This window comes from Priestia sp. YIM B13551 (assembly GCF_042787905.1).
Taxonomy (GTDB): domain Bacteria; phylum Bacillota; class Bacilli; order Bacillales; family Bacillaceae_H; genus Priestia.
Genome location: NZ_JBHZOX010000002.1, coordinates 1,215,628 through 1,235,927, shown reverse-complemented (window position 1 = coordinate 1,235,927; position 20,300 = coordinate 1,215,628). Strand labels below are relative to the sequence as shown.

General features: G+C 38.8%; 17 protein-coding genes. All 17 read left to right on the top strand.

Annotated elements, in window-relative coordinates:
• Positions 1–2 precede the first annotated feature (2 nt).
• The 17 genes from ACFX4N_RS15900 to ACFX4N_RS15820 all read left to right on the top strand — a co-directional run bounded on the left by ACFX4N_RS15900 (position 3) and on the right by ACFX4N_RS15820 (position 20,298).
• Positions 3–2,261 carry a penicillin-binding protein gene (locus ACFX4N_RS15900; protein WP_057273975.1) on the top strand — a complete coding sequence of 753 codons (2,259 nt, stop codon included), beginning with the start codon at positions 3–5 and terminating at the stop codon, positions 2,259–2,261.
• Positions 2,262–2,330: 69 nt separating this feature from the next.
• A complete protein-coding gene (locus ACFX4N_RS15895; RefSeq protein ID WP_013084856.1) occupies positions 2,331–4,247 on the top strand; it encodes a stage V sporulation protein D in 1,917 nt (638 codons plus the stop codon).
• Positions 4,248–4,458: 211 nt separating this feature from the next.
• On the top strand, positions 4,459–5,922 hold the full coding sequence (locus tag ACFX4N_RS15890; RefSeq protein ID WP_192100018.1) for a UDP-N-acetylmuramoyl-L-alanyl-D-glutamate--2,6-diaminopimelate ligase: 1,464 nt from the start codon (positions 4,459–4,461) through the stop codon (positions 5,920–5,922).
• A 61-nt stretch (positions 5,923–5,983) separates the two neighbouring features.
• The gene (gene mraY, locus ACFX4N_RS15885; RefSeq protein WP_013058961.1) at positions 5,984–6,958 is read left to right on the top strand and encodes a phospho-N-acetylmuramoyl-pentapeptide-transferase; all 975 of its coding nucleotides are present in this window, start codon (positions 5,984–5,986) and stop codon (positions 6,956–6,958) included.
• Positions 6,959–8,308: a UDP-N-acetylmuramoyl-L-alanine--D-glutamate ligase gene (murD, locus tag ACFX4N_RS15880; protein ID WP_013058960.1), complete on the top strand. Its 1,350-nt coding sequence runs from the start codon at positions 6,959–6,961 to the stop codon at positions 8,306–8,308.
• 61 nt (positions 8,309–8,369) lie between these two features.
• Entirely contained in the window at positions 8,370–9,470 is a 1,101-nt protein-coding gene (gene spoVE, locus ACFX4N_RS15875; protein WP_013058959.1) for a stage V sporulation protein E, read from the top strand.
• A 540-nt stretch (positions 9,471–10,010) separates the two neighbouring features.
• On the top strand, positions 10,011–10,916 hold the full coding sequence (murB, locus tag ACFX4N_RS15870; protein WP_013058958.1) for a UDP-N-acetylmuramate dehydrogenase: 906 nt from the start codon (positions 10,011–10,013) through the stop codon (positions 10,914–10,916).
• 153 nt (positions 10,917–11,069) lie between these two features.
• Positions 11,070–11,828: a cell division protein FtsQ/DivIB gene (locus tag ACFX4N_RS15865; RefSeq protein WP_057273974.1), complete on the top strand. Its 759-nt coding sequence runs from the start codon at positions 11,070–11,072 to the stop codon at positions 11,826–11,828.
• Between the two features lie 426 nt (positions 11,829–12,254).
• Positions 12,255–13,550, top strand: coding sequence for a cell division protein FtsA (gene ftsA / locus ACFX4N_RS15860; RefSeq protein WP_013058956.1), 1,296 nt, complete (start codon positions 12,255–12,257; stop codon positions 13,548–13,550).
• Between the two features lie 41 nt (positions 13,551–13,591).
• Positions 13,592–14,749, top strand: coding sequence for a cell division protein FtsZ (gene ftsZ, locus ACFX4N_RS15855; protein ID WP_013058955.1), 1,158 nt, complete (start codon positions 13,592–13,594; stop codon positions 14,747–14,749).
• 276 nt (positions 14,750–15,025) lie between these two features.
• Positions 15,026–15,949 carry a sigma-E processing peptidase SpoIIGA gene (spoIIGA, locus tag ACFX4N_RS15850; protein WP_053487710.1) on the top strand — a complete coding sequence of 308 codons (924 nt, stop codon included), beginning with the start codon at positions 15,026–15,028 and terminating at the stop codon, positions 15,947–15,949.
• A gap of 30 nt (positions 15,950–15,979) precedes the next feature.
• Positions 15,980–16,699 carry an RNA polymerase sporulation sigma factor SigE gene (sigE, locus tag ACFX4N_RS15845; protein WP_013058953.1) on the top strand — a complete coding sequence of 240 codons (720 nt, stop codon included), beginning with the start codon at positions 15,980–15,982 and terminating at the stop codon, positions 16,697–16,699.
• Positions 16,700–16,847: 148 nt separating this feature from the next.
• Complete coding sequence (gene sigG / locus ACFX4N_RS15840; RefSeq protein ID WP_013058952.1) at positions 16,848–17,627, top strand: RNA polymerase sporulation sigma factor SigG; 780 nt, start codon at positions 16,848–16,850, stop codon at positions 17,625–17,627.
• A 348-nt stretch (positions 17,628–17,975) separates the two neighbouring features.
• A complete protein-coding gene (locus ACFX4N_RS15835) occupies positions 17,976–18,230 on the top strand; it encodes a YlmC/YmxH family sporulation protein (RefSeq protein ID WP_013058951.1) in 255 nt (84 codons plus the stop codon).
• A 74-nt stretch (positions 18,231–18,304) separates the two neighbouring features.
• Positions 18,305–19,126 carry a peptidoglycan editing factor PgeF gene (gene pgeF / locus ACFX4N_RS15830; protein WP_057273973.1) on the top strand — a complete coding sequence of 274 codons (822 nt, stop codon included), beginning with the start codon at positions 18,305–18,307 and terminating at the stop codon, positions 19,124–19,126.
• A 7-nt stretch (positions 19,127–19,133) separates the two neighbouring features.
• Complete coding sequence (locus ACFX4N_RS15825; protein WP_057273972.1) at positions 19,134–19,817, top strand: YggS family pyridoxal phosphate-dependent enzyme; 684 nt, start codon at positions 19,134–19,136, stop codon at positions 19,815–19,817.
• Between the two features lie 16 nt (positions 19,818–19,833).
• A complete protein-coding gene (locus tag ACFX4N_RS15820; protein WP_013058948.1) occupies positions 19,834–20,298 on the top strand; it encodes a cell division protein SepF in 465 nt (154 codons plus the stop codon).
• Positions 20,299–20,300 lie beyond the last annotated feature (2 nt).

Sequence of the window (20,300 nt, the reverse complement as noted above, 5' to 3'; positions counted from 1 at the left end):
CGATGACTACGCCAAGAAAAAATAGCAATATTAGTACAGGAGCAGCAATATTAATTTTAATATTTGCATTGCTCTTTTTTGTATTAGCCATCAGGTTCTTTTACATCCAAGCGACGGGCAAAGCAGACGGAGAAGCTTTAGCCGAAATTGCACAAAAACAGCATACGCGAACGTCTAAAATTGAAGGACAGCGCGGTACGATTTACGATCGAAACGGAGAAGCAATCGCCCAAGACACGGGTGCTTATACGGTTGTGGCGATTTTAGATAAAAAACAAACAAAAGACAAAGATCATCCGCAGCACGTGGTAGACCCTGAAAAGACGGCTGAAAAATTAGCCCCATTATTAAAGATGGACGAATCGAAAATTGACAGCATGTTAACGAGAGGAATTAAACGTGGTACCTTCCAAGTCGAACTTGGCCCAGGCGGACGTGACATTGATAACGTGCTAAAGCAAAAAATTGAAAAACTAAATCTCCCAGGCATCACGTTTTTACGCGATTCGAAGCGCTTCTATCCAAACGGTGTATTCGCCTCAAGTATTTTAGGATACGCACAAAAAGATGATACGGGTAAAATCGTAGGGAAAATGGGAATTGAAAAAGTATTTGATAAGCAGCTTTCTGAAGAAGATGGATATGTAAAATACGAAGCTGCTAAAAATGGAATTAAGCTTCCGGATCCAAAAGAGTCAATTGTAGCTCCAAAAAATGGAGACAGCGTCACGCTTACAATTGATGAAAAAATTCAAACGTTTTTAGAGGATGCAATGACAGCTGCTGCTAAAGAATATAAACCAGAAGAGCTAATGGCAACGGTAGTGAATCCGAAAACCGGTGAAATTTTGGCAATGTCAAACCGCCCTTCATTTGACCCAAATATTCGTGATATCACGTCTTATCGTAATCCGTTTGTCGAAAACAGCTATGAACTTGGTTCAACGATGAAAATCTTTACGCTAGCAGCCGCGATTGATGCAGGGGTCTATAACGGCGAAGACCGCTATCAGTCGGGATCTTATAAAGTAACGAAAAACAGCGTTCCGATTAACGATCACAACGGCGGAGTCGGCTGGGGAGCTATTACATTTAATGAAGGAATTCAAAGGTCTTCAAATGTAGCGGTTGCCATTTTAGCCAACGAAAAATTAGGTACCGACCGTTTGTATAAATACTTGGACAAGTTTGGCTTTATGGATAAAACGGGAATTGACTTGCCAAACGAAGCTTCTAGCAAGTTAGTGACGAAGTACCCGAGAGACCGCGTAACCACTGCGTTTGGACAGGCGTCTGCTTTTACGCCTATTCAAGAAATTCAAGCGGCTACTGCGATTGCAAATGACGGGAAAATGATGAAGCCTTACGTGATTAAACAAGTAGTCGATGAAACAAATAAGAAAACGATTAAGAAAACGAAACCTACCGTAGTGGGACAACCTATTTCTAAAAAAGCAGCGAACGAAACGCTAGATATTTTAGAAACCGTTGTTTCTTCTGATGACGGAACAGGGAAACCTTACGCGATTGAAGGATACGATGTCGCTGGAAAGACGGGAACAGCTCAAATCCCTGGTCCTAACGGAGGCTACTTGCATGGACACGGGAAAAATTTCATTTCCTTTATGGGCTTTGCACCTGCTAAAGATCCAAAGCTGCTTGTCTATGTAGCTGTTAAAAATCCAACTCTCACGCCTCAAGAGACGGGTACTGCACCGCTTACAGCCGTATTTAATCCGGTGATGAAAAACAGTCTGCAGTACTTAGGGGTGGAGCCTGAAAAAACAGACGAAGATGGAAAGAAAACAGAAGAGAAAAAGGTAGATTCAGAAATTACGCTTAAATCTTACGTTAACGAATCAGTTGACAGTGCCGTGAAAGACTTAAAACAAAAAGGACTTGTTCCTGTTGTAATAGGTAAAGGAGATACGGTAGAAAGCCAATCACCTACTTCTGATACCATTGTCACTGGTCAACGCGTGTTCATTAAGACAAATGGAAAAGCCACAATGCCTGATTTAACAGGTTTTTCACATCGTGATGTTATTCGCTTTAGTGAATTTGTCAACGTTCGACCTAGCGCACTTGAAAATGGTTATGTTGTAAGTCAAAGTATTAAAGCAGGCGATCCGCTAAAAGCAGGAACGTATCTGAAAGTGGAACTTGAAACGCCTAAAGAGTTTTCAAGCACGTTAAATAAGTTAAAAGAAACGGAAAAAAGTGAGTCTGATAGTAAAAAAGACGATAAGCAACTTGACTAGAAAATAAGTTCTAGTGAATCCTGTACAAGCATATATTGGAACGAGCCGATTCAGAGGAGGTTCTAATATATGCGGGTATCAGGAGTCACAGTTCGTAAAAGGCTAGCCATTGTTTTGTTTGTCGGTTTTATTGTGTTTTTGATTATTGATACAAGGCTTGGATATGTACAGTTGCTGACTGGGGATACGCTAACTGAAAAAGCCAAAGACTTATGGAGTCGGAATATTCCTTTTGAACCTGAAAGAGGAAAGATACTAGATCGCAATGATGTGGCACTTGCTACAAATAAAAGTGCACCGACCGTTTTAGTTATGCCAAGACAAGTTGAAAATCCAGCTGTTACGGCTGAAAAGTTAGCAAAAGTGCTGGGAGCATCAAAAGAAAAAGTATATGAACAAATAACAAAAGCTTCTTCTAGCGTGTATTTGCGTCCTGAAGGAAGAAAAATTTCACATGCGAAAGCAAATGAAGTGCGAAATTTAAATTTAAAAGGCGTATATATAGCTGAGGATTCGAAGCGGTACTATCCGTTTGGAAGTTATTTGTCGCATGTATTAGGCTTTGCGGGAGTAGATAATCAAGGGTTAACAGGCCTTGAATTATATTATGATAAAGAGCTAAAAGGACAAAAAGGTTCAGTTAAATTGTATTCTGATGCTAAAGGTAAAAAGATGCCCAATATAGCCGATGACTACACAGCACCTGTGGACGGGCTGGATTTGAGATTGACCATTGATTCACGTGTGCAAACGATCATGGAGCGTGAGTTGGATAATGCTCAGACAGCCTATAATCCAGATGGTATGATTGCTATTGCCATGAATCCTAAAAACGGTGAAATTTTAGGTATGTCAAGTCGTCCGGGCTTTGATCCTACGGATTTTAAAAATGTGAAGCCTGAGGTGTATAATCGCAATCTTCCAATCTGGAGCGTATATGAGCCCGGATCAACGTTTAAGATTATTACACTGGCAGCTGCTCTTGAAGAAAAGAAAGTGGATTTACTAAAAGATCAATTTTACGATGATGGAGCCGCGGAAGTTGGCGGAGCGAGACTTCGCTGCTGGAAAAAAGGCGGACATGGACAGCAGTCTTTTTTAGAAGTTGTACAGAACTCATGTAACCCTGGTTTTGTGGAGCTGGGGGAACGTTTAGGAAAAGAGAAATTGTTCAAATACATTAAAGAATTTGGCTTTGGTCAAAAAACAGGTATTGATTTACAAGGGGAAGCAAAAGGAATTTTGTTCCCGCTTGAGCGAGTAGGGCCGGTTGAACAAGCTACAACAGCTTTTGGGCAAGGGGTTGCTGTTACGCCTATTCAACAAGTAGCTGCTGTTTCAGCAGCCGTAAACGGTGGAACGCTTTATGAACCTTATATTGCAAAAGAGTGGGTGGATCCAACTACCGGAAAAGTTGTAAGCAGTCATAAGCCGGTTGCTAAGCGAAAAGTTATTTCCGAGGAAACGTCTAAGCAAGTGCGTTTTGCTCTTGAAAGTGTAGTAGCACAAGGAAGCGGAAAAGGAGCTTTTGTGGAAGGGTACCGCGTTGGAGGAAAGACGGGTACTGCGCAGAAAGCTCAAAATGGAAAGTATTTAAAAAATAATCACATCGTTTCTTTTATCGGTGTTGCACCAGCAGATAACCCTGAAATTGTCGTGTATGTTGCGGTTGATAATCCAAAAGGCACCATTCAGTTTGGTGGAGTTGTAGCAGCTCCGATTGTAGGTAAAATGATTGAAGACAGTTTGCGTGTGATGGACGTTAAACCGCGTAAAGGACAAATTGAAAAAGAGTTAACGTGGCTGGACACACCAATGATAAAAGTACCAAATGTCGTAGGAATGTCAAAAAAAGAGTTACAAGAACAGCTACTTAATTTAAAATTAGATGTGAGTGGCGAAGGAGATAAAGTGGTCAAGCAGTCTCCTGCAGCCGGAACGAAAGTTAAAGAAGGCGAAACGGTTAGAATTTATATGGGAAAATAAAAATCTCTATAAACCACTATTCTTCCTTGCATGATAATCAGCAGGTTACTCTGCGTGTGAACATGAAATCAACAAATAAGCCTTGGGGGTGTTCCCTCCGGGCTTCTTTTTCTGTAAAATGTAATAGGTTAGGTGCTAGAAAAAGAAGAATAGTTGCCATAGCGTCTTATAACAAACGTTTCACTTTACAAATAGAGAGGACATGGTAGGAATGGATTTACGAGAACTACTAACACATTTACATGATTTTGTTCAGCTTCCTGAACAGAATATTGATATTACGTCAATTGAAATGGATTCAAGAGAAGTTAAGCCCGGAGCATTGTTCATTTGTATAGACGGCTATACAGTTGATGGCCATAGCTTTGCACAGATGGCTGTGGAAAAAGGGGCAGTAGCAATCTTAACGGAAAAGCCTGTGGATGTAGAAGTACCTGTTGTACGCGTAAAGAGTACAAAACGAGCAATGGCAGTGCTAGCGGATGCTTTCTACAATCAGCCCACACAAAAAATGCATTTAATTGGTGTAACAGGCACAAATGGAAAAACAACGATTACACATTTAATTGAGCATATCTTTAAATCACAACATAAAAAGACGGGTCTAATTGGAACGATTGAAATTCGTATTGGTGATACGTCTTATGATGTGAAAAACACAACGCCTGAATCGCTTACGCTCCAAAAAACATTTCACCAAATGGTGGAAGAGAATGTAGAAGTAGCGATGATGGAAGTATCATCTCATGCACTTGACTTAGGACGCGTACACGGGTGCGACTTTGACGTGGCAGTATTTAGTAACTTAACGCAAGATCACCTGGACTATCATCATACAATGGAAGATTATCGTCGTGCGAAAGGGTTGCTATTTGCACAGTTAGGAAACGCTTATAACCATAATCGTCCTAAATTTGCTGTTCTTAATGCTGATGATGCGGCAACCGAGGAATATATTAAAAACACGGCTGCTACAGTGATTACCTATGGCATTGACCGTGACAGTGATATTCGTGCAACAAATATTCAAATTACAAACAGCGGCACAACGTTCGACTTGACAACACCGACAGAAACGGTTCGTGTAGAAATGAAGCTTATTGGGAAATTCAGCGTCTACAACGTATTAGCGGCTACGGCTTCATGTTTAGTGTCAGGTATTCCTCTGTCAGTTATTGTCGAGGAAATAAAAGTGTTAGAAGGCGTGTCTGGGCGTTTTGAAGTGGTTGATGCGGAGCAAGATTTTACGGTTATCGTTGATTATGCCCACACGCCGGACAGCTTAGAGAACGTGTTAAAAACTGTAAAAGAATTCGCAAAACGCAATATATATGTTATTGTTGGTTGTGGCGGAGATCGAGATCGTACAAAACGACCAATCATGGCTCGGATTGCAGCTGAATACAGTACACAAGCTATTTTGACATCTGATAATCCACGAAGTGAAGATCCATTGGCTATTTTAAAAGATATGGAAGAAGGTTTGGATACAGATAACTATGTGACGATTGCTGATCGTGCAGAAGCTATTCGCTATGCAGTGGAAGCAGCGCATGCAGATGATGTTGTTGTCATTGCTGGAAAAGGGCACGAGACCTATCAAATTATTGGTAAAAAAGTATTTGATTTTGACGATCGAGAAGTAGCACGCAAAATGATTGAGGAGCGAAAGTAGTAATGAAATGGGTAGAGAACAAAATGAGTCGGAATGAGTTGGAAGTTAAGGAGGGAACATCGTGCTAGAACAATCAATTTTATTGACAATCGGCGTAGCCTTTTTGATTACGGTTGTATTGTCGCCGATTTTTATTCCCTTCTTAAGAAGATTAAAGTTTGGTCAAAGTATTCGTGATGAAGGCCCGAAATCTCACCAGAAAAAATCAGGTACACCTACAATGGGCGGTATCATGATTTTATTATCTATTATTGTGGCAACTCTTATTATGGTCAATCAGTATGCAGAACTTACATATAAGACGTTTCTATTATTATTTGTCACAATCGGATTTGGTTTATTAGGATTTTTAGATGATTTTATAAAAGTAGTGTTAAAGCGTAACCTTGGATTAACATCTAAACAAAAGTTTTTAGGTCAGGTTGTCATTTCAATTATTTTTTACTTTATTGCAAGACAGTTTGAGTTTTCAACTGAAGTGACGATTCCTGGAATTAAAGACCCAATCGATTTAGGTTGGTTTTATGTTGTTTTCCTCATCATCTGGCTTGTTGGTTTTTCAAACGCGGTTAACTTAACGGATGGATTAGACGGACTTGTATCTGGTACAAGTGCGATTGCTTTTGGTGCATTTGCAGTTCTTGCCTGGAATGCAGAGCAGTTTGAGCTATCTATTTTCTCAGTTGCTGTAGTAGGAGCTGTGTTAGGATTTTTAGTTTTTAATGCCCATCCTGCAAAAGTATTTATGGGAGATACGGGTTCTTTAGCGCTAGGAGGAGCTATCGCTACGGTGGCTGTCTTAATGAAAATGGAATTCTTGCTTGTTATTATCGGTGGTGTGTTTGTTATTGAAACACTATCTGTTATTATTCAAGTCGCATCTTTCAAAACAACAGGAAAACGTGTGTTTAAAATGAGCCCGCTTCATCACCATTACGAGCTAAGCGGCTGGTCGGAATGGCGCGTAGTTATGACTTTTTGGGCTGTAGGACTATTATTTGCAATGCTTGGAATTTATATCGAGGTGTGGATTTAAATGAAATCAGTCAATACGTATCAAGGTAAACAAGTACTTATTTTAGGATTAGCCAAGAGCGGTTTAGCAGCCGCTCAGTTAGTTAAACAGCTTGGTGCTAAAGTAGTCGTTAATGATCAAAAACCGTACGAAGAGAACGTAGCAGCACAGGAATTAGAAAAAACGGGCATTGAAGTTGTCTGTGGACATCATCCGCTTGAGCTTTTAGACAAAGCGGATGTTATTGTAAAAAACCCTGGGATTCCGTATTCAAATGTTTTATTGCAAGAAGCATTAAAGCGAAATATTCCGATTTTAACAGAGGTAGAATTGGCTTATGAAATTAGCGAAGCTCCTTTTATCGGAATTACGGGAAGCAATGGGAAGACAACAACAACAACGCTAATTTATAAAATGTTAGAAGAAGATCAAAAGCAGCCGTTGATTGCTGGAAATATTGGAACAGTAGCTTGTGAAGTGGCGCAAAAAGCAACAAAGGACAATGTAATTGTAACGGAGCTTTCTTCTTTTCAGCTGATGGGAATTGAAAAATTCCGTCCGAAAATCTCTTTATTATTGAATTTGTTTGATGCTCACTTAGACTATCATGGCACAAAAGAGGAATATATCAAAGCGAAAGCAAATCTCTTTAACAATCAAACAAGTGAAGACTTTGCCGTTATTAATGCGGATGATGAGCTAGTGATGAAAGCTAGTGCAGATGTTAAAGCGACAAAAGTACCTTTTTCTGTTACAGCTCAAACGACAGAAGGAGCGTATATTAAAAACGAAACGATTTTCTTTAAAGATGAAGAAGTGATGTCGTTAAAAGATGTGGTGCTGCCAGGCAAACATAATCAAGAAAACATTTTAGCAGCTGTATCCGTTGTGAAGCTGTACGGTTGTTCAAATGAAGCTATCTACCGCGTGCTCACAACGTTTGCTGGTGTTAAACATCGCGTTCAATATGTCACGACAATCAACAAACGTAAGTTTTATAATGACTCTAAAGCTACGAATATGCTTGCTACAAAAGTAGCTCTTTCCGCTTTTTCGCAGCCGACGATTCTACTTGCAGGTGGACTCGATCGCGGCAATGAGTTTGATGATTTAAAAGAAGAGTTTAAAAATGTGAAAGCTGTGATTACGTTTGGTGAAACGGCTCCTAAAATTGAACGCGTAGCAAAAGAAGCGGGAATACAAATTGTAAAACGTGTCGATAATGTTAAACAAGCAGTTTCAGAAGCATATGCTTGTTCAGATGAAGAAGATGTTATTTTATTATCTCCTGCTTGTGCAAGCTGGGATCAATTTAAAACTTTTGAAGAACGTGGTGACATCTTTATTGAATCTGTGCATAAACTGAAATAAGGGCTTGTCTAAACACCTAGAAAATACACTAGCCCTAATCTATTTTTAGAGGTGTGTGACAGTGTCGACAAAAAGGTCTACCCCAGATTTTTTTCTCATAATCGTTACGCTTTCCTTGCTAACCATCGGCCTTATCATGGTATACAGCGCAAGTGCGGTATGGGCTACATACAAGTTTAATGATTCTTTTTTCTTTGCTAAACGCCAGCTCTTATTTGCAGGGCTTGGAGTATGCGCAATGTTTGTCATCATGAATATTGATTATTGGATGTGGCGTACTTGGGCGAAGCCAATTGTAATCATTTGCTTTGTTATGCTGGTACTTGTATTGATTCCGGGAGTAGGGCTAGTACGGAATGGGTCGCAAAGTTGGATAGGAGTTGGAGCGTTTTCGATTCAGCCTTCAGAATTTATGAAGTTTGCTATGATTATATTTTTAGCGAAATATTTATCGGAAAACCAGAAGAAAATTACATCTTTTAGAAAAGGAATGTTACCGGCGTTATTACTGGTTTTCTTACCGTTTGGCATTATTATGATGCAGCCGGATTTAGGAACGGGAACGGTGCTTGTTGGAACTTGTTTAGTCATGATTTTTGTTTCAGGAGCAAAAGTAAGTCACTTTGCAGGTCTTGGGTTGCTTGGCGTTGCCGGTTTTGTAGGGCTTGTTTTATCGGCTCCTTATCGGATTAAACGCATTACCTCATTTTTAAATCCTTGGGAAGATCCGCTTGGAAGCGGGTTTCAAATCATTCAATCTCTTTATGCAATTGGGCCGGGGGGATTGCTTGGATTAGGGTTAGGGCAAAGTAGACAAAAGTTCTTTTATCTGCCGGAGCCTCAAACTGATTTTATTTTTGCTATTCTAGCAGAAGAGCTGGGTTTCATCGGTGGAACGCTTGTTCTGCTTTTGTTTAGCTTATTGCTTTGGAGAGGAATTAAAGTAGCGCTCGGAGCTCCTGATCTTTACGGAACGTTTTTAGCCTTAGGAATTATTTCAATGGTTGCGATTCAAGTCATGATTAATATAGGCGTGGTAACAGGTCTTATGCCTGTTACGGGAATTACGCTTCCATTTTTAAGTTACGGCGGATCATCGCTGACGCTCATGCTGGCAGCAGTTGGAGTTTTGTTAAATGTTAGTAGATATTCTCGCTATTAATTGAAAAAAATTGTATAATGTCAAGTAGGCAATGGTCTACTGAAGTAAACCGTCATCTTAAATCCAAGTGCACGCCGGATTTTGTTGGCGGTTTATTTTCGATTTTTTACAGGTAGATGATATTTTTGTATGAAATGTTTTTAAAATGTAATGTTGTGATAACCAATTTTGAGTCCAACTATGGTATGATGTGTAAGGTTAAATGTTTTATCTTAGTGAGTAAGTGAACGTATGTGCACTTATGAGCGTAGCGTTTTTTTATGACTGTCAGCATGTGTTTAACTTCTAAATGAAAAACGATAAAAAAACAATCAAAATTACTTTATATAGCAGATGAACGTACATTCTATGGGTGAATGTCATACGATAAATAAAAATGATGAAATTGACAACAGAATAGAGTGCCTTCGTAGAAAAAAGGTATCTTACAAGGTGCTGCTGCTTAGTTATGAATCTGTTCTTATTATTCTTATGCATTAGAAGTAAGGGCGCATTGACATGAAAGTTTTATAACAGCAAAGAGGGTTTTAGGAGGTTCTTATGGAAGCGTTAGTAAAAGAGTTAGTCGAAGCGAATATTGGAAAGGTTCGTGAAAATGAACCGCTAGCAAAACATACAACAATGAAAATTGGTGGTCCAGCAGATGTGCTTGTAGAACCTGATTCTGTTGATCACTTAAAAGTTACAATGGATATTATTAAAAAACACGGCGTGAAATGGAGAGCGATTGGTCGAGGATCTAATCTTCTTGTTTCTGATAAGGGAATTGAAGGTGTGGTCATTAAGCTCGGAGCCGGATTAGATGATTTAACAGTAGATGGAGAGACGGTTACTGTAGGTGGGGGATACCCTAGCATCAAGCTTGCAACAGTTATTACAAAACAAGGTCTGTCTGGACTGGAGTTTTCAAGTGGAATTCCTGGATCCGTGGGAGGCGCTGTTTATATGAATGCAGGTGCCCATGGTTCTGATATGTCTCATGTAGTCGAAAAAGCGCTGATTTTATTTGAAGATGGCACTCTTGAGTGGCTGACAAATGAAGAGCTTCAATTTTCGTATCGTCATTCAATTCTACAAAAAGACCGTCCTGGAGTATGTGTAGAAGCCGTGCTGCGTTTGAAAAAGGGAACGAAAGATGATATTGTGGCGGTCATGCAGAAAAATAAAGACTATCGCCGCGAAACACAGCCTTGGAATTTCCCTTGTGCAGGAAGTATTTTTAGAAATCCACTTCCAAATTATGCAGGAGACTTAATTGAAAAGTCCAACTTAAAAGGTTTTTCAGTAGGCGGGGCGCAAATTAGTGAGCAGCATGCGAACTTCATTGTCAACACAGGAGATGCAACGGCTTCAGACGTGCTGAATTTAATTGCTCACGTTAAGAAAACAATTAAAGAGAAATTCGATATTGATATTCATACAGAAGTTGAGATTATCGGTCGCTAATTACCCAGCCCGTGGCTGTATGGTTATGCGTGAAAAGGTAGCTTTTATGTGTTTATTCTATGCTATAATGGGGATATTCTCACGAAGCAAAGATTGGAAATAAATGGATGGTAATTCCTCGTTTATTTTCTCAAATGGATAAGGGTGAAAAAAATGGAAAAAGGTAAGTTAATTGTTTTAGAAGATCGGGTACCGAAGCTGCAAGAACAGCGAAAGCAAAAAGCAAATAGACGGCTTATTTTGTATTTATCACTCTTTTTCATCCTTATTTTATTTATTGTATATTCTCAATCTTCTCTGAGTAATGTTTCTAACATTGAAGTACAAGGGAATAAACATGTAAGTGATAAGGATATTGTCAAAGCGAGTGGTCTGTCCAAAAAAACCAGCTACTGGAAAGCTGATGCTGATCAAATTCAAGAAAAAGTCGAAAAAAACCCTGAGGTAAAGGAAGCTGTCATTCACAAAACATTTCCTAATAAGGTCGTAATCGACGTAAAAGAGTACGCAAGAATTGCATATGTAACCTCGGGGAATAAATATTTCCCTGTGAATGAAAATGGAAAAGTTTTAAAAGAAGTAAGTGCTAAGAAAGTGTCATCCGAAGCTCCGTTGTTAATTGACTGGAAAGACGGAGAAGCTATACAAAGCATGGTTCAAGAATTAGCTAAAACGCCTAAGAGTATAAAAGGGGCTATTTCTGAGATTTACTATGCGCCGACAAAATCAGAACCTCTTCACATAGAGGTATTTATGAATGATACGCGTGAAGTAAGCGGGAAAATTAGTAACTTCTCTGATAAAATTGTTCATTACCCAGCTATTGCAAGTAAATTGAGGGATGATCAAAAAGGTATTATTGATTTAGAAGAAGGATATGCATTTAAACCTTATAAAAAGAGCAAGCAGTAATTATTTTTTATAAGTGTTAATTAAAGGAAATAGATGAGTTGAGACTGGCAAACTAGCCCTTGTACATTGTATAATCACATGCAAGTATTCTGCATACATATGATTTTCTTCTCCGGTGCTGTGAAATGGAAATGTAATATTTGTTCTAGGTAAGTTTCGCTTTTCTCAGTGTACATCTTAGTGTAGACTTGTAGTTAAATAGCTTTTTTTCAGTGAATTTTAGGCTTAAATCTAAAAAAAAGTCAAAACAAGAACGTTTTGTTCTTTGAAAGAGATAAAGTCTGTGAAAAACTTGAAAAAAATTGATTTTACAAAAGGGAAACAGATGTATTTGTTGAATATTTTCATATAATAAAAAATTAATATTGTTGTTCTTCTTAATTTATTAAGATGACATGTGCAGAAAGAAAAAGGAGGTGCCAAAGAATGAACAGCAATGAAATATACGTTAGTTTAGACATCGGTACATCCAGTGTGAAAGTAATCATCGGAGAGATGAGTAACGATTCATTGAATATCATTGGTGTAGGGAATGTTAAATCACACGGACTAAAAAAAGGTTCTATCGTTGATATAGATGCAACAGTTCAATCTATTAGAAAAGCAGTAGAACAAGCTGAACGAATGGTAGGCATTACAATTAAAAAGGTTGTAGTGGGCATAAGCGGAAATCATGTATTTTTACAGGATTGTCACGGAGTAGTAGCCGTGTCAAGCGAGAATCGTGAAATTACAAACGAAGATATTCATCGAGTAATTGATGCTGCTCAAGTCATGTCTATCCCGCCAGATCGTGAAATCATTGATGTTATTCCAAAGCAATTTATTGTAGATGGCTTAGAAGGTATTAACGATCCTAGAGGTATGATTGGGGTACGTTTAGAAATGGAAGGCACAATCATAACAGGATCTAGAACGGTTTTACATAACTTATTACGCTGTGTAGAAAGAGCTGGTTTAGAAATCAGTGATATTTGTTTACAGCCTCTAGCCGCTGGTTCAATTGCATTATCTCGTGATGAAAAAAACTTAGGTGTCGCACTGGTAGATATCGGTGGAGGTTCAACAACGGTTGCGATCTTTGACCAAGGACATTTGAAAGTAACAAATGTACTAGCTGTTGGTGGAGAGCACATTACCAAGGATTTATCGATTGGCCTTCGCACATCGACTGAAGATGCGGAAAATATTAAGATAAAGCATGGACATGCTTTCTACGATCATGCTTCTGAAGAAGAAGTATTTAGTGTACCGATCATTGGAAGCGATCAGCATCAGCAGTTTAATCAGCTCGAAATCTCTGATATTATTGAAGCTAGATTAGAAGAGATTTTAGATATGATTACGCAAGAGGTAAATCGCCTAGGATACAAAGATATTCCAGGAGGATTTGTTTTAACAGGCGGAGTAGTAGCGATGCCTGGTATTCTTGAGCTAGCTCAAGTAATTTTAAAGAATAACGTGCGCATAGCAGTGCCTGATTATATTGGAGTACGTGAGCCGCATTATACAACAGGCGTAGGATTAATAAAATTTGCATACAAAAATGCTAAAATACAAGGCCGGGAAATTGGAGCGCCAGTTGTGGAAGAAGAGCCGATTGAGCAAGAAATGATCAAACCTAGCCCGAAACCACAGCAGCCGCAACAATCAGCTGAGCAGCCGAAAAAGAAAAATGACCAAAATTTAATGAAGAAGTTTTTTGGATACTTCTTTGATTAACGTTACGGATTGGTAATTTCGAAGAATTAGGAGGAACTATCATGTTGGAGTTTGATACAAGTGTAGACCAATTAGCGACGATTAAAGTAATCGGTGTCGGAGGCGGCGGTAACAACGCGGTTAACCGAATGATTGAACATGGCGTCCAAGGTGTAGAATTTATTGCAGTTAATACAGATGCACAAGCATTAAATTTATCAAAAGCTGAAACAAAAATGCAAATCGGCGCTAAATTAACAAGAGGATTAGGTGCAGGTGCTAATCCAGAAGTTGGTAAAAAAGCAGCTGAAGAAAGTAAGGAACAAATCCAAGAAGCACTAAAAGGTGCAGATATGGTTTTCGTAACAGCTGGTATGGGTGGAGGAACTGGAACTGGTGCAGCTCCAGTCATTGCCCAAATTGCTCGTGAGCTAGGAGCACTAACGGTAGGTGTTGTTACTCGTCCGTTTACGTTTGAAGGCCGTAAGCGTTCTACTCAAGCGGCAGGCGGCATTGCGTCAATGAAAGAAGCAGTGGACACGCTGATTGTTATTCCAAATGATCGCTTATTGGAAATCGTTGATAAAAACACGCCAATGCTAGAAGCGTTCCGTGAAGCGGATAACGTATTGCGACAAGGTGTGCAAGGTATTTCAGATTTAATCGCAGTTCCTGGATTAATTAACTTAGACTTCGCTGACGTGAAAACAATTATGTCTAACAAAGGATCTGCACTTATGGGGATCGGTATTGCAACTGGTGAAAACCGCGCTGCTGAAGCGGCTAAAAAAGCTATTTCAAGTCCACTTCTTGAAACATCTATCGATGGAGCTCAAGGTGTATTAATGAACATCACAGGCGGTACAAACCTAAGTCTTTACGAAGTACAAGAAGCTGCAGATATCGTTGCTTCGGCTTCTGACCAAGAAGTGAACATGATCTTTGGATCTGTTATTAACGAAAACCTAAAAGACGAGATTGTTGTTACAGTTATTGCAACTGGCTTTAGTGACCAAGATTTATCACAGCCAAAACCAGGTCGTCCTTCGTTATCGGCGAATCGCATGCAGCAATCGACACAGCAGCCGGCCCCACAGCCGAAGCGTGAAGTAAAGCGTGAAGAACCTGTACAGCAAGAATATACGCGTCCATCTCAGCCACAGTCTGAAGATGCGCTAGATATTCCAACATTCTTACGAAACCGTAATCGTAGACGCTAAGAAAATAAAAAGCCAAGACCTCTGTTTTATACAGAGGTCTTTTTTTATGCCATGAAGCTAGAAAACTCCAAAAGAATATAAAAAACATTCGACATGGTCAATATGATGCCTTCAAAGGGTTTGTGTTTTCTTTCTAAAAGTGGTGTGACAAATATCGAATGATTTCCTCAAAAATACTGCTTGTTTCTCGGCATGAACTGACAGACTTTCTAATAGGATGTACTATATACTAATTTTTAACAGAAAAATTCAGAAAGAATGGAGAGGTTATAAACATTGCCAATCTATTTAGATTTAATATGGATGCTGAATTTTGGGTTAGATACGATTTTACTAATGTTATGTGCAGTTGTACTTAAACGGAATTACAAGTGGTGGCGGCTTTTGCTTGGGGGCTTTATCGGTTCATTGATTGTCCTTCTTATGTTTACGCCTTTTTCTCATCTTATGGTTCACCCTGCTATTAAAATTTTATTCTCTTTTTTTATGGTATTGATGACGTTTGGTTATAAACGACTGCGCTTTTTCTTTGAGAATTTATTAACGTTTTATTTTGCAACCTTTGTTGTGGGTGGAGGATTAATGGGCGTTCACTTTTTATTTCAAGATCAGTTCCTTGTTCTTAATCAAATGGTTGATACGAAATCTCCACAGTTTGGTGATCCTATTAGCTGGATATTTGTTCTTATCGGTTTTCCGCTATTATCTTATTTTTCAAAAACACGAGTTGATGATTTGCGAATGAAAAATATTACATTTGATCAGCTGGTAGATGTGGAAATTATTTTAAACGAACAGACGCTGTCGATGAAAGGACTTATTGATAGTGGAAACCAGCTTGTAGATCCGCTGACGAAAACCCCGGTTATGATTGTTACAGCAGATTCTTTAAAAGAAATATTGCCTGAAGGCTTAATGGAATTAAGCAAAAATGTCCAATCCTTTTCACACAGCGAAGATATTGATCAAGAGTGGTATTCAAAAGTCCGCTTTGTCCCTTATCGAAGCGTGGGCCAAGCCAATCAGCTGCTGCTTGCTCTAAAGCCAGATATGGTAAGGCTTGTGCATCAGTCTAACACGATTGAAGTCACTAAAGTATTAGTAGGTATTAGTCATACAACGCTTTCAGTGGAGAAGCAATATGAGTGTATTGTTCATCCGAAGCTTATTGTTATTGGAGAAGTAAGTTCCGCATCGTAAAAGGTGTGAACAAATAAAGGAGGATACAGAATGGCTACATATCGAATTCGATTTCAATTATGGTGGTACAAATTATTAATTAAACTTAAGCTAAAAACAGATGAAGTGTACTATATAGGAGGAAGTGAAGCTCTTCCACCCCCTTTAACAAAAGATGAAGAAGAAGTGCTCTTAAAAAAACTTCCATCAGGAGATGAAGCAGCACGTTCGCTGTTGATTGAGCGTAATTTGCGACTTGTTGTTTATATTGCCCGCAAGTTTGAAAATACGGGAATCAATATTGAGGATTTAATTAGCATCGGCACCATCGGTTTAATTAAAGCAGTAAACACGTTTAATCCTGAAAAGAAAATTAAGCTAGCGACGTACGCCTCTCGCTGTATTGAAAATGAAATTTTAATGTATTTGCGCCGCAACAATAAAATTCGATCTGAAGTTTCATTTGATGAGCCGTTAAATATTGATTGGGATGGAAACGAACTGTTATTGTCTGACGTGATGGGAACCGAAGAAGATATCATCACAAAAGACCTAGAAGCCAATGTAGATCGAAAACTCTTGTTGAAAGCACTGCACCAATTAAATGATCGTGAAAAGCAAATTATGGAGCTGCGTTTTGGGCTAGCCGGCGGGGAAGAAAAAACGCAAAAAGATGTAGCTGATATGCTAGGCATTTCTCAGTCTTATATTTCAAGGCTTGAAAAACGAATTATTAAACGGCTGCGAAAAGAATTTAATAAAATGGTTTAAGTAAAAAAGCTGATTGTATAAGGGCTGAGAAGCATCTTATACAATCAGCTTTTTTAGTGGAGAATTGTCAGAATTGTAAAAGTGCATATTTTTTCCTTCTGAGGAGATACTGAATTCAGAACATCATCTCCTGTTAGGAGGGAAAGAGTTGACAAGAAATAAAGTAGAAATTTGTGGAGTAGATACTTCGAAACTTCCCGTATTAAAAAATGAAGAAATGCGAAAGTTGTTTAAACAAATGCAGGCTGGAGATGGAACAGCAAGAGAAAAGCTAGTAAGCGGAAATTTACGTCTCGTACTCAGCGTGATCCAACGTTTTAACAATCGTGGAGAATTTGTTGATGACTTATTTCAGGTTGGATGTATTGGATTAATGAAATCCATTGACAATTTTGATTTAAGTCAAAACGTGAAGTTTTCTACATATGCTGTCCCAATGATTATAGGGGAAATTCGCCGCTATTTACGTGACAATAATCCAATCCGCGTTTCTCGTTCCCTTCGTGATATTGCTTATAAAGCTCTTCAAGTTCGTGAAAGGCTTATGAGTGAAACATCCAAGGAACCTACAGCTGAGGAAATTTCAAAAGTCCTAGAAGTACCGCATGAAGAAATTGTGTTTGCTTTAGATGCTATCCAAGATCCGGTTTCTCTATTTGAACCTATTTACAATGATGGTGGAGACCCAATCTATGTCATGGATCAGCTAAGCGATGAACGCAACCGTGATTCAACTTGGATTGAAGAAATTGCTTTGCAAGAAGGTATGAGAAGATTGAACGAGCGAGAAAAATTAATTTTACGAAAGCGCTTCTTTCAAGGTAAAACACAGATGGAAGTGGCTGAAGAAATTGGTATTTCTCAAGCGCAAGTTTCTCGTTTAGAAAAAGCTGCTATTAAACAGATGAATAAAAATATTCAAAGTTAACAAAAGCTATCTAAACTGGCAGCTGCTCGCGTTCATACAATTAATACCATCCACTTTATTTGATGTTCAACTTAATAAGCATCGTGTCTATAAAAACAGACACGGTGCTTATTTTGTATGTATCGATGTATAATACATGACCAAAAGATATTCATATCAGATTTCCTATTGCTGTGAGGACTTCTAGCTACTCATTGAGAATGTCTCTTGCTAAAAAGCTGTGTAATTAGTAAACAAAATGCCTATAGAAAGAGAATGGCAGAGAAAAAATAAGCTTTTCCTTCATGAAATGAAAATTTGAAAATATATATAGGCTAAGGAATAAAGTTGGCTATAGGAGGAGAGAGCATGTTAAAGATTTCAGAATTTCAGCTGAAAGATGTAGTGAATGTAGCTGATGGCAAAAAACTTGGAAATGTAGGGGATATTGATATTGACTTAACAACGGGAAAAATACAGGCCGTCATTATCGGAGGCTCTCGTGTATTGGGCTTCTTTGGAAAAGATGATGAAATTGTGATTCCGTGGAAAAATATTGTGAAAATTGGTTCTGATGTCATTTTAGTACGTTATAAAGACGCATTTCAGCCTGAAGAGAATTAGTTTTTTGTCAACAGCACCTAGCAATCTGTGGTACAATATGTGAGAACAAATGAAACAAGGGATGTGTCACATACATGAATCCTGAGCCATTAAAAAAAAGTCATCACGAGTCGTTTATGTGGCTGAGCCCTTGGGTAGAAAAGAATGATATGCTTGTTGCTGGTTTCACCACAAAAAATGGTGGTGTGAGTAAACCTCCATTTGCTTCTTTTAACCTAGGGCTTCACGTAAACGATAACGTAGAAGATGTTATTACAAATAGAAAAATTTTAGCAGCCGAACTAGACATGTCTTTTGAAAGCTTTGTATGTGCTGAACAAGTACATGAAGCAACTGTTCAAAAAGTAACAAAAGCCGACTGTGCAAAAGGAATCTACAAGTATGAAGAGGGCATAAAAGCAACGGATGGCATTTATACAAATGAATCTGATATTTTGTTAGCTTTATGTTATGCAGATTGTGTTCCGCTGTACTTCTATGCGCCTGATCACCATTTAGTTGGTCTTGCTCATGCTGGGTGGAAGGGAACAGTGAAAGATATTGCAGGAAATATGATTCGACGTTGGGTAGAGCAAGAAAATGTTCCGGTTGAAGATATTTACGTGGCGATTGGCCCTTCGATTGAAGATTGCTGTTATGTTGTCGATAACCGCGTCATTACACAAGTAAACGAAGTAGTTGGCCAAAATGGATATCAAGAAGTAACCCCTGGACAATACGCGCTTAATTTAAAAAAAGTCAATAAGCTGCTGATTCAAAACGCAGGCGTATTGCCGGAACGAATTTTAACATCGTCGTATTGTACAAGCTGTGAAGATGCCCTGTTCTTCTCACATCGCCGCGACCAAGGGAAAACAGGACGCATGTTTAACTTCATAGGCTTTAAGGAGGAGTAATTACATAGTGACAGCTAGCGTAAGTGAAAATCTAGAAGCAGTTCAACAAACAATTGCTGAAGCGTGTAAAAAAGTTAATCGAAATCGAGAAGATGTAGAGCTGATTGCTGTAACAAAATACGTTTCCACAAAACGAGCAGCAGAAGCAGTGGATGCAGGCATTTTACATCTCGGAGAAAACAGGGATGAAGGTCTTCTAGAAAAGTATGAATCAATCGGTGAGAAAGCGACCTGGCATTTTATCGGAAGCTTACAAACAAGAAAAGTAAAAAATGTGATTGATAAAGTTGACTATATTCATTCACTAGACCGATTATCTTTAGCAAAAGAAATTGATAAACGTGCAGAACATCGTATAAAATGTTTTGTACAAGTTAATGTTGCCGAAGAACAATCAAAGCATGGCCTTGCTGTAGAAGATGTAATTCCATTTATTCAATCTCTTGAAGCATTTGCAAATATCCAAGTGGTCGGATTGATGACAATGGCCCCTCACACAGATGATGAGTCTACGCTTCGCAGCTGTTTTAAAGGTCTAAAGAAATTGCAGAATCGCATACAAGAACTAGACTTGCCATATGCACCGTGTACAGAGCTATCAATGGGAATGTCAAACGATTATGCAATTGCAATTGAAGAAGGAGCAACATTCATTCGACTAGGAACCACGTTAGTTGGGAATGAACGTTAAGGAGGTGTAATTCAAGATGAGTATGAAAAATCGCTTTAGAAGTTTTTTTGCTCTTGATGACGATACTGAATATGTAGAAGAACATTACGAAGAAGAAGAGTCGGTAGAAGAGCCTGTACAGCAGTCGAGACCAGCGAAAGCTAGTCAGCAGCCGAATCAGCAGCAAAACGTGATTAGCTTGCAAAGCGTTCAAAAATCATCAAAAATGATGCTTTGCGAACCTCGCGTCTATGCCGAAGCACAAGAAATTACGGATCATTTAAAAAATCGTAAAGTCGTAGTTGTGAATTTACAGCGCATTCAACGAGATCAAGCAGTGAGAATTGTCGACTTTTTAAGTGGTACAGTTTATGCTTTAGGCGGGGACATTCAAAAAATTGGAACCGACATCTTTTTATGTACACCTGATAATGTAGACGTAAGCGGAAGCATTTCAGATATGATGGGAGAACACGATACAACAAACGTAAAGAGGTGGTAGTT

Bases quoted from the DNA above. Each gene is read 5' to 3' on its own strand.
- ACFX4N_RS15890 (WP_192100018.1), top strand. From the start codon at position 4,459: ATGGATTTACGAGAACTACTAACACATTTACATGATTTTGTTCAGCTT.
- murB (WP_013058958.1), top strand. From the start codon at position 10,011: ATGGAAGCGTTAGTAAAAGAGTTAGTCGAAGCGAATATTGGAAAGGTT.
- ACFX4N_RS15895 (WP_013084856.1), top strand. From the start codon at position 2,331: ATGCGGGTATCAGGAGTCACAGTTCGTAAAAGGCTAGCCATTGTTTTG.
- ACFX4N_RS15900 (WP_057273975.1), top strand. From the start codon at position 3: ATGACTACGCCAAGAAAAAATAGCAATATTAGTACAGGAGCAGCAATA.
- murD (WP_013058960.1), top strand. From the start codon at position 6,959: ATGAAATCAGTCAATACGTATCAAGGTAAACAAGTACTTATTTTAGGA.
- ftsZ (WP_013058955.1), top strand. From the start codon at position 13,592: ATGTTGGAGTTTGATACAAGTGTAGACCAATTAGCGACGATTAAAGTA.
- ACFX4N_RS15835 (WP_013058951.1), top strand. From the start codon at position 17,976: ATGTTAAAGATTTCAGAATTTCAGCTGAAAGATGTAGTGAATGTAGCT.
- ACFX4N_RS15865 (WP_057273974.1), top strand. From the start codon at position 11,070: ATGGAAAAAGGTAAGTTAATTGTTTTAGAAGATCGGGTACCGAAGCTG.
- pgeF (WP_057273973.1), top strand. From the start codon at position 18,305: ATGAATCCTGAGCCATTAAAAAAAAGTCATCACGAGTCGTTTATGTGG.
- sigE (WP_013058953.1), top strand. From the start codon at position 15,980: ATGGCTACATATCGAATTCGATTTCAATTATGGTGGTACAAATTATTA.
- ftsA (WP_013058956.1), top strand. From the start codon at position 12,255: ATGAACAGCAATGAAATATACGTTAGTTTAGACATCGGTACATCCAGT.
- ACFX4N_RS15820 (WP_013058948.1), top strand. From the start codon at position 19,834: ATGAGTATGAAAAATCGCTTTAGAAGTTTTTTTGCTCTTGATGACGAT.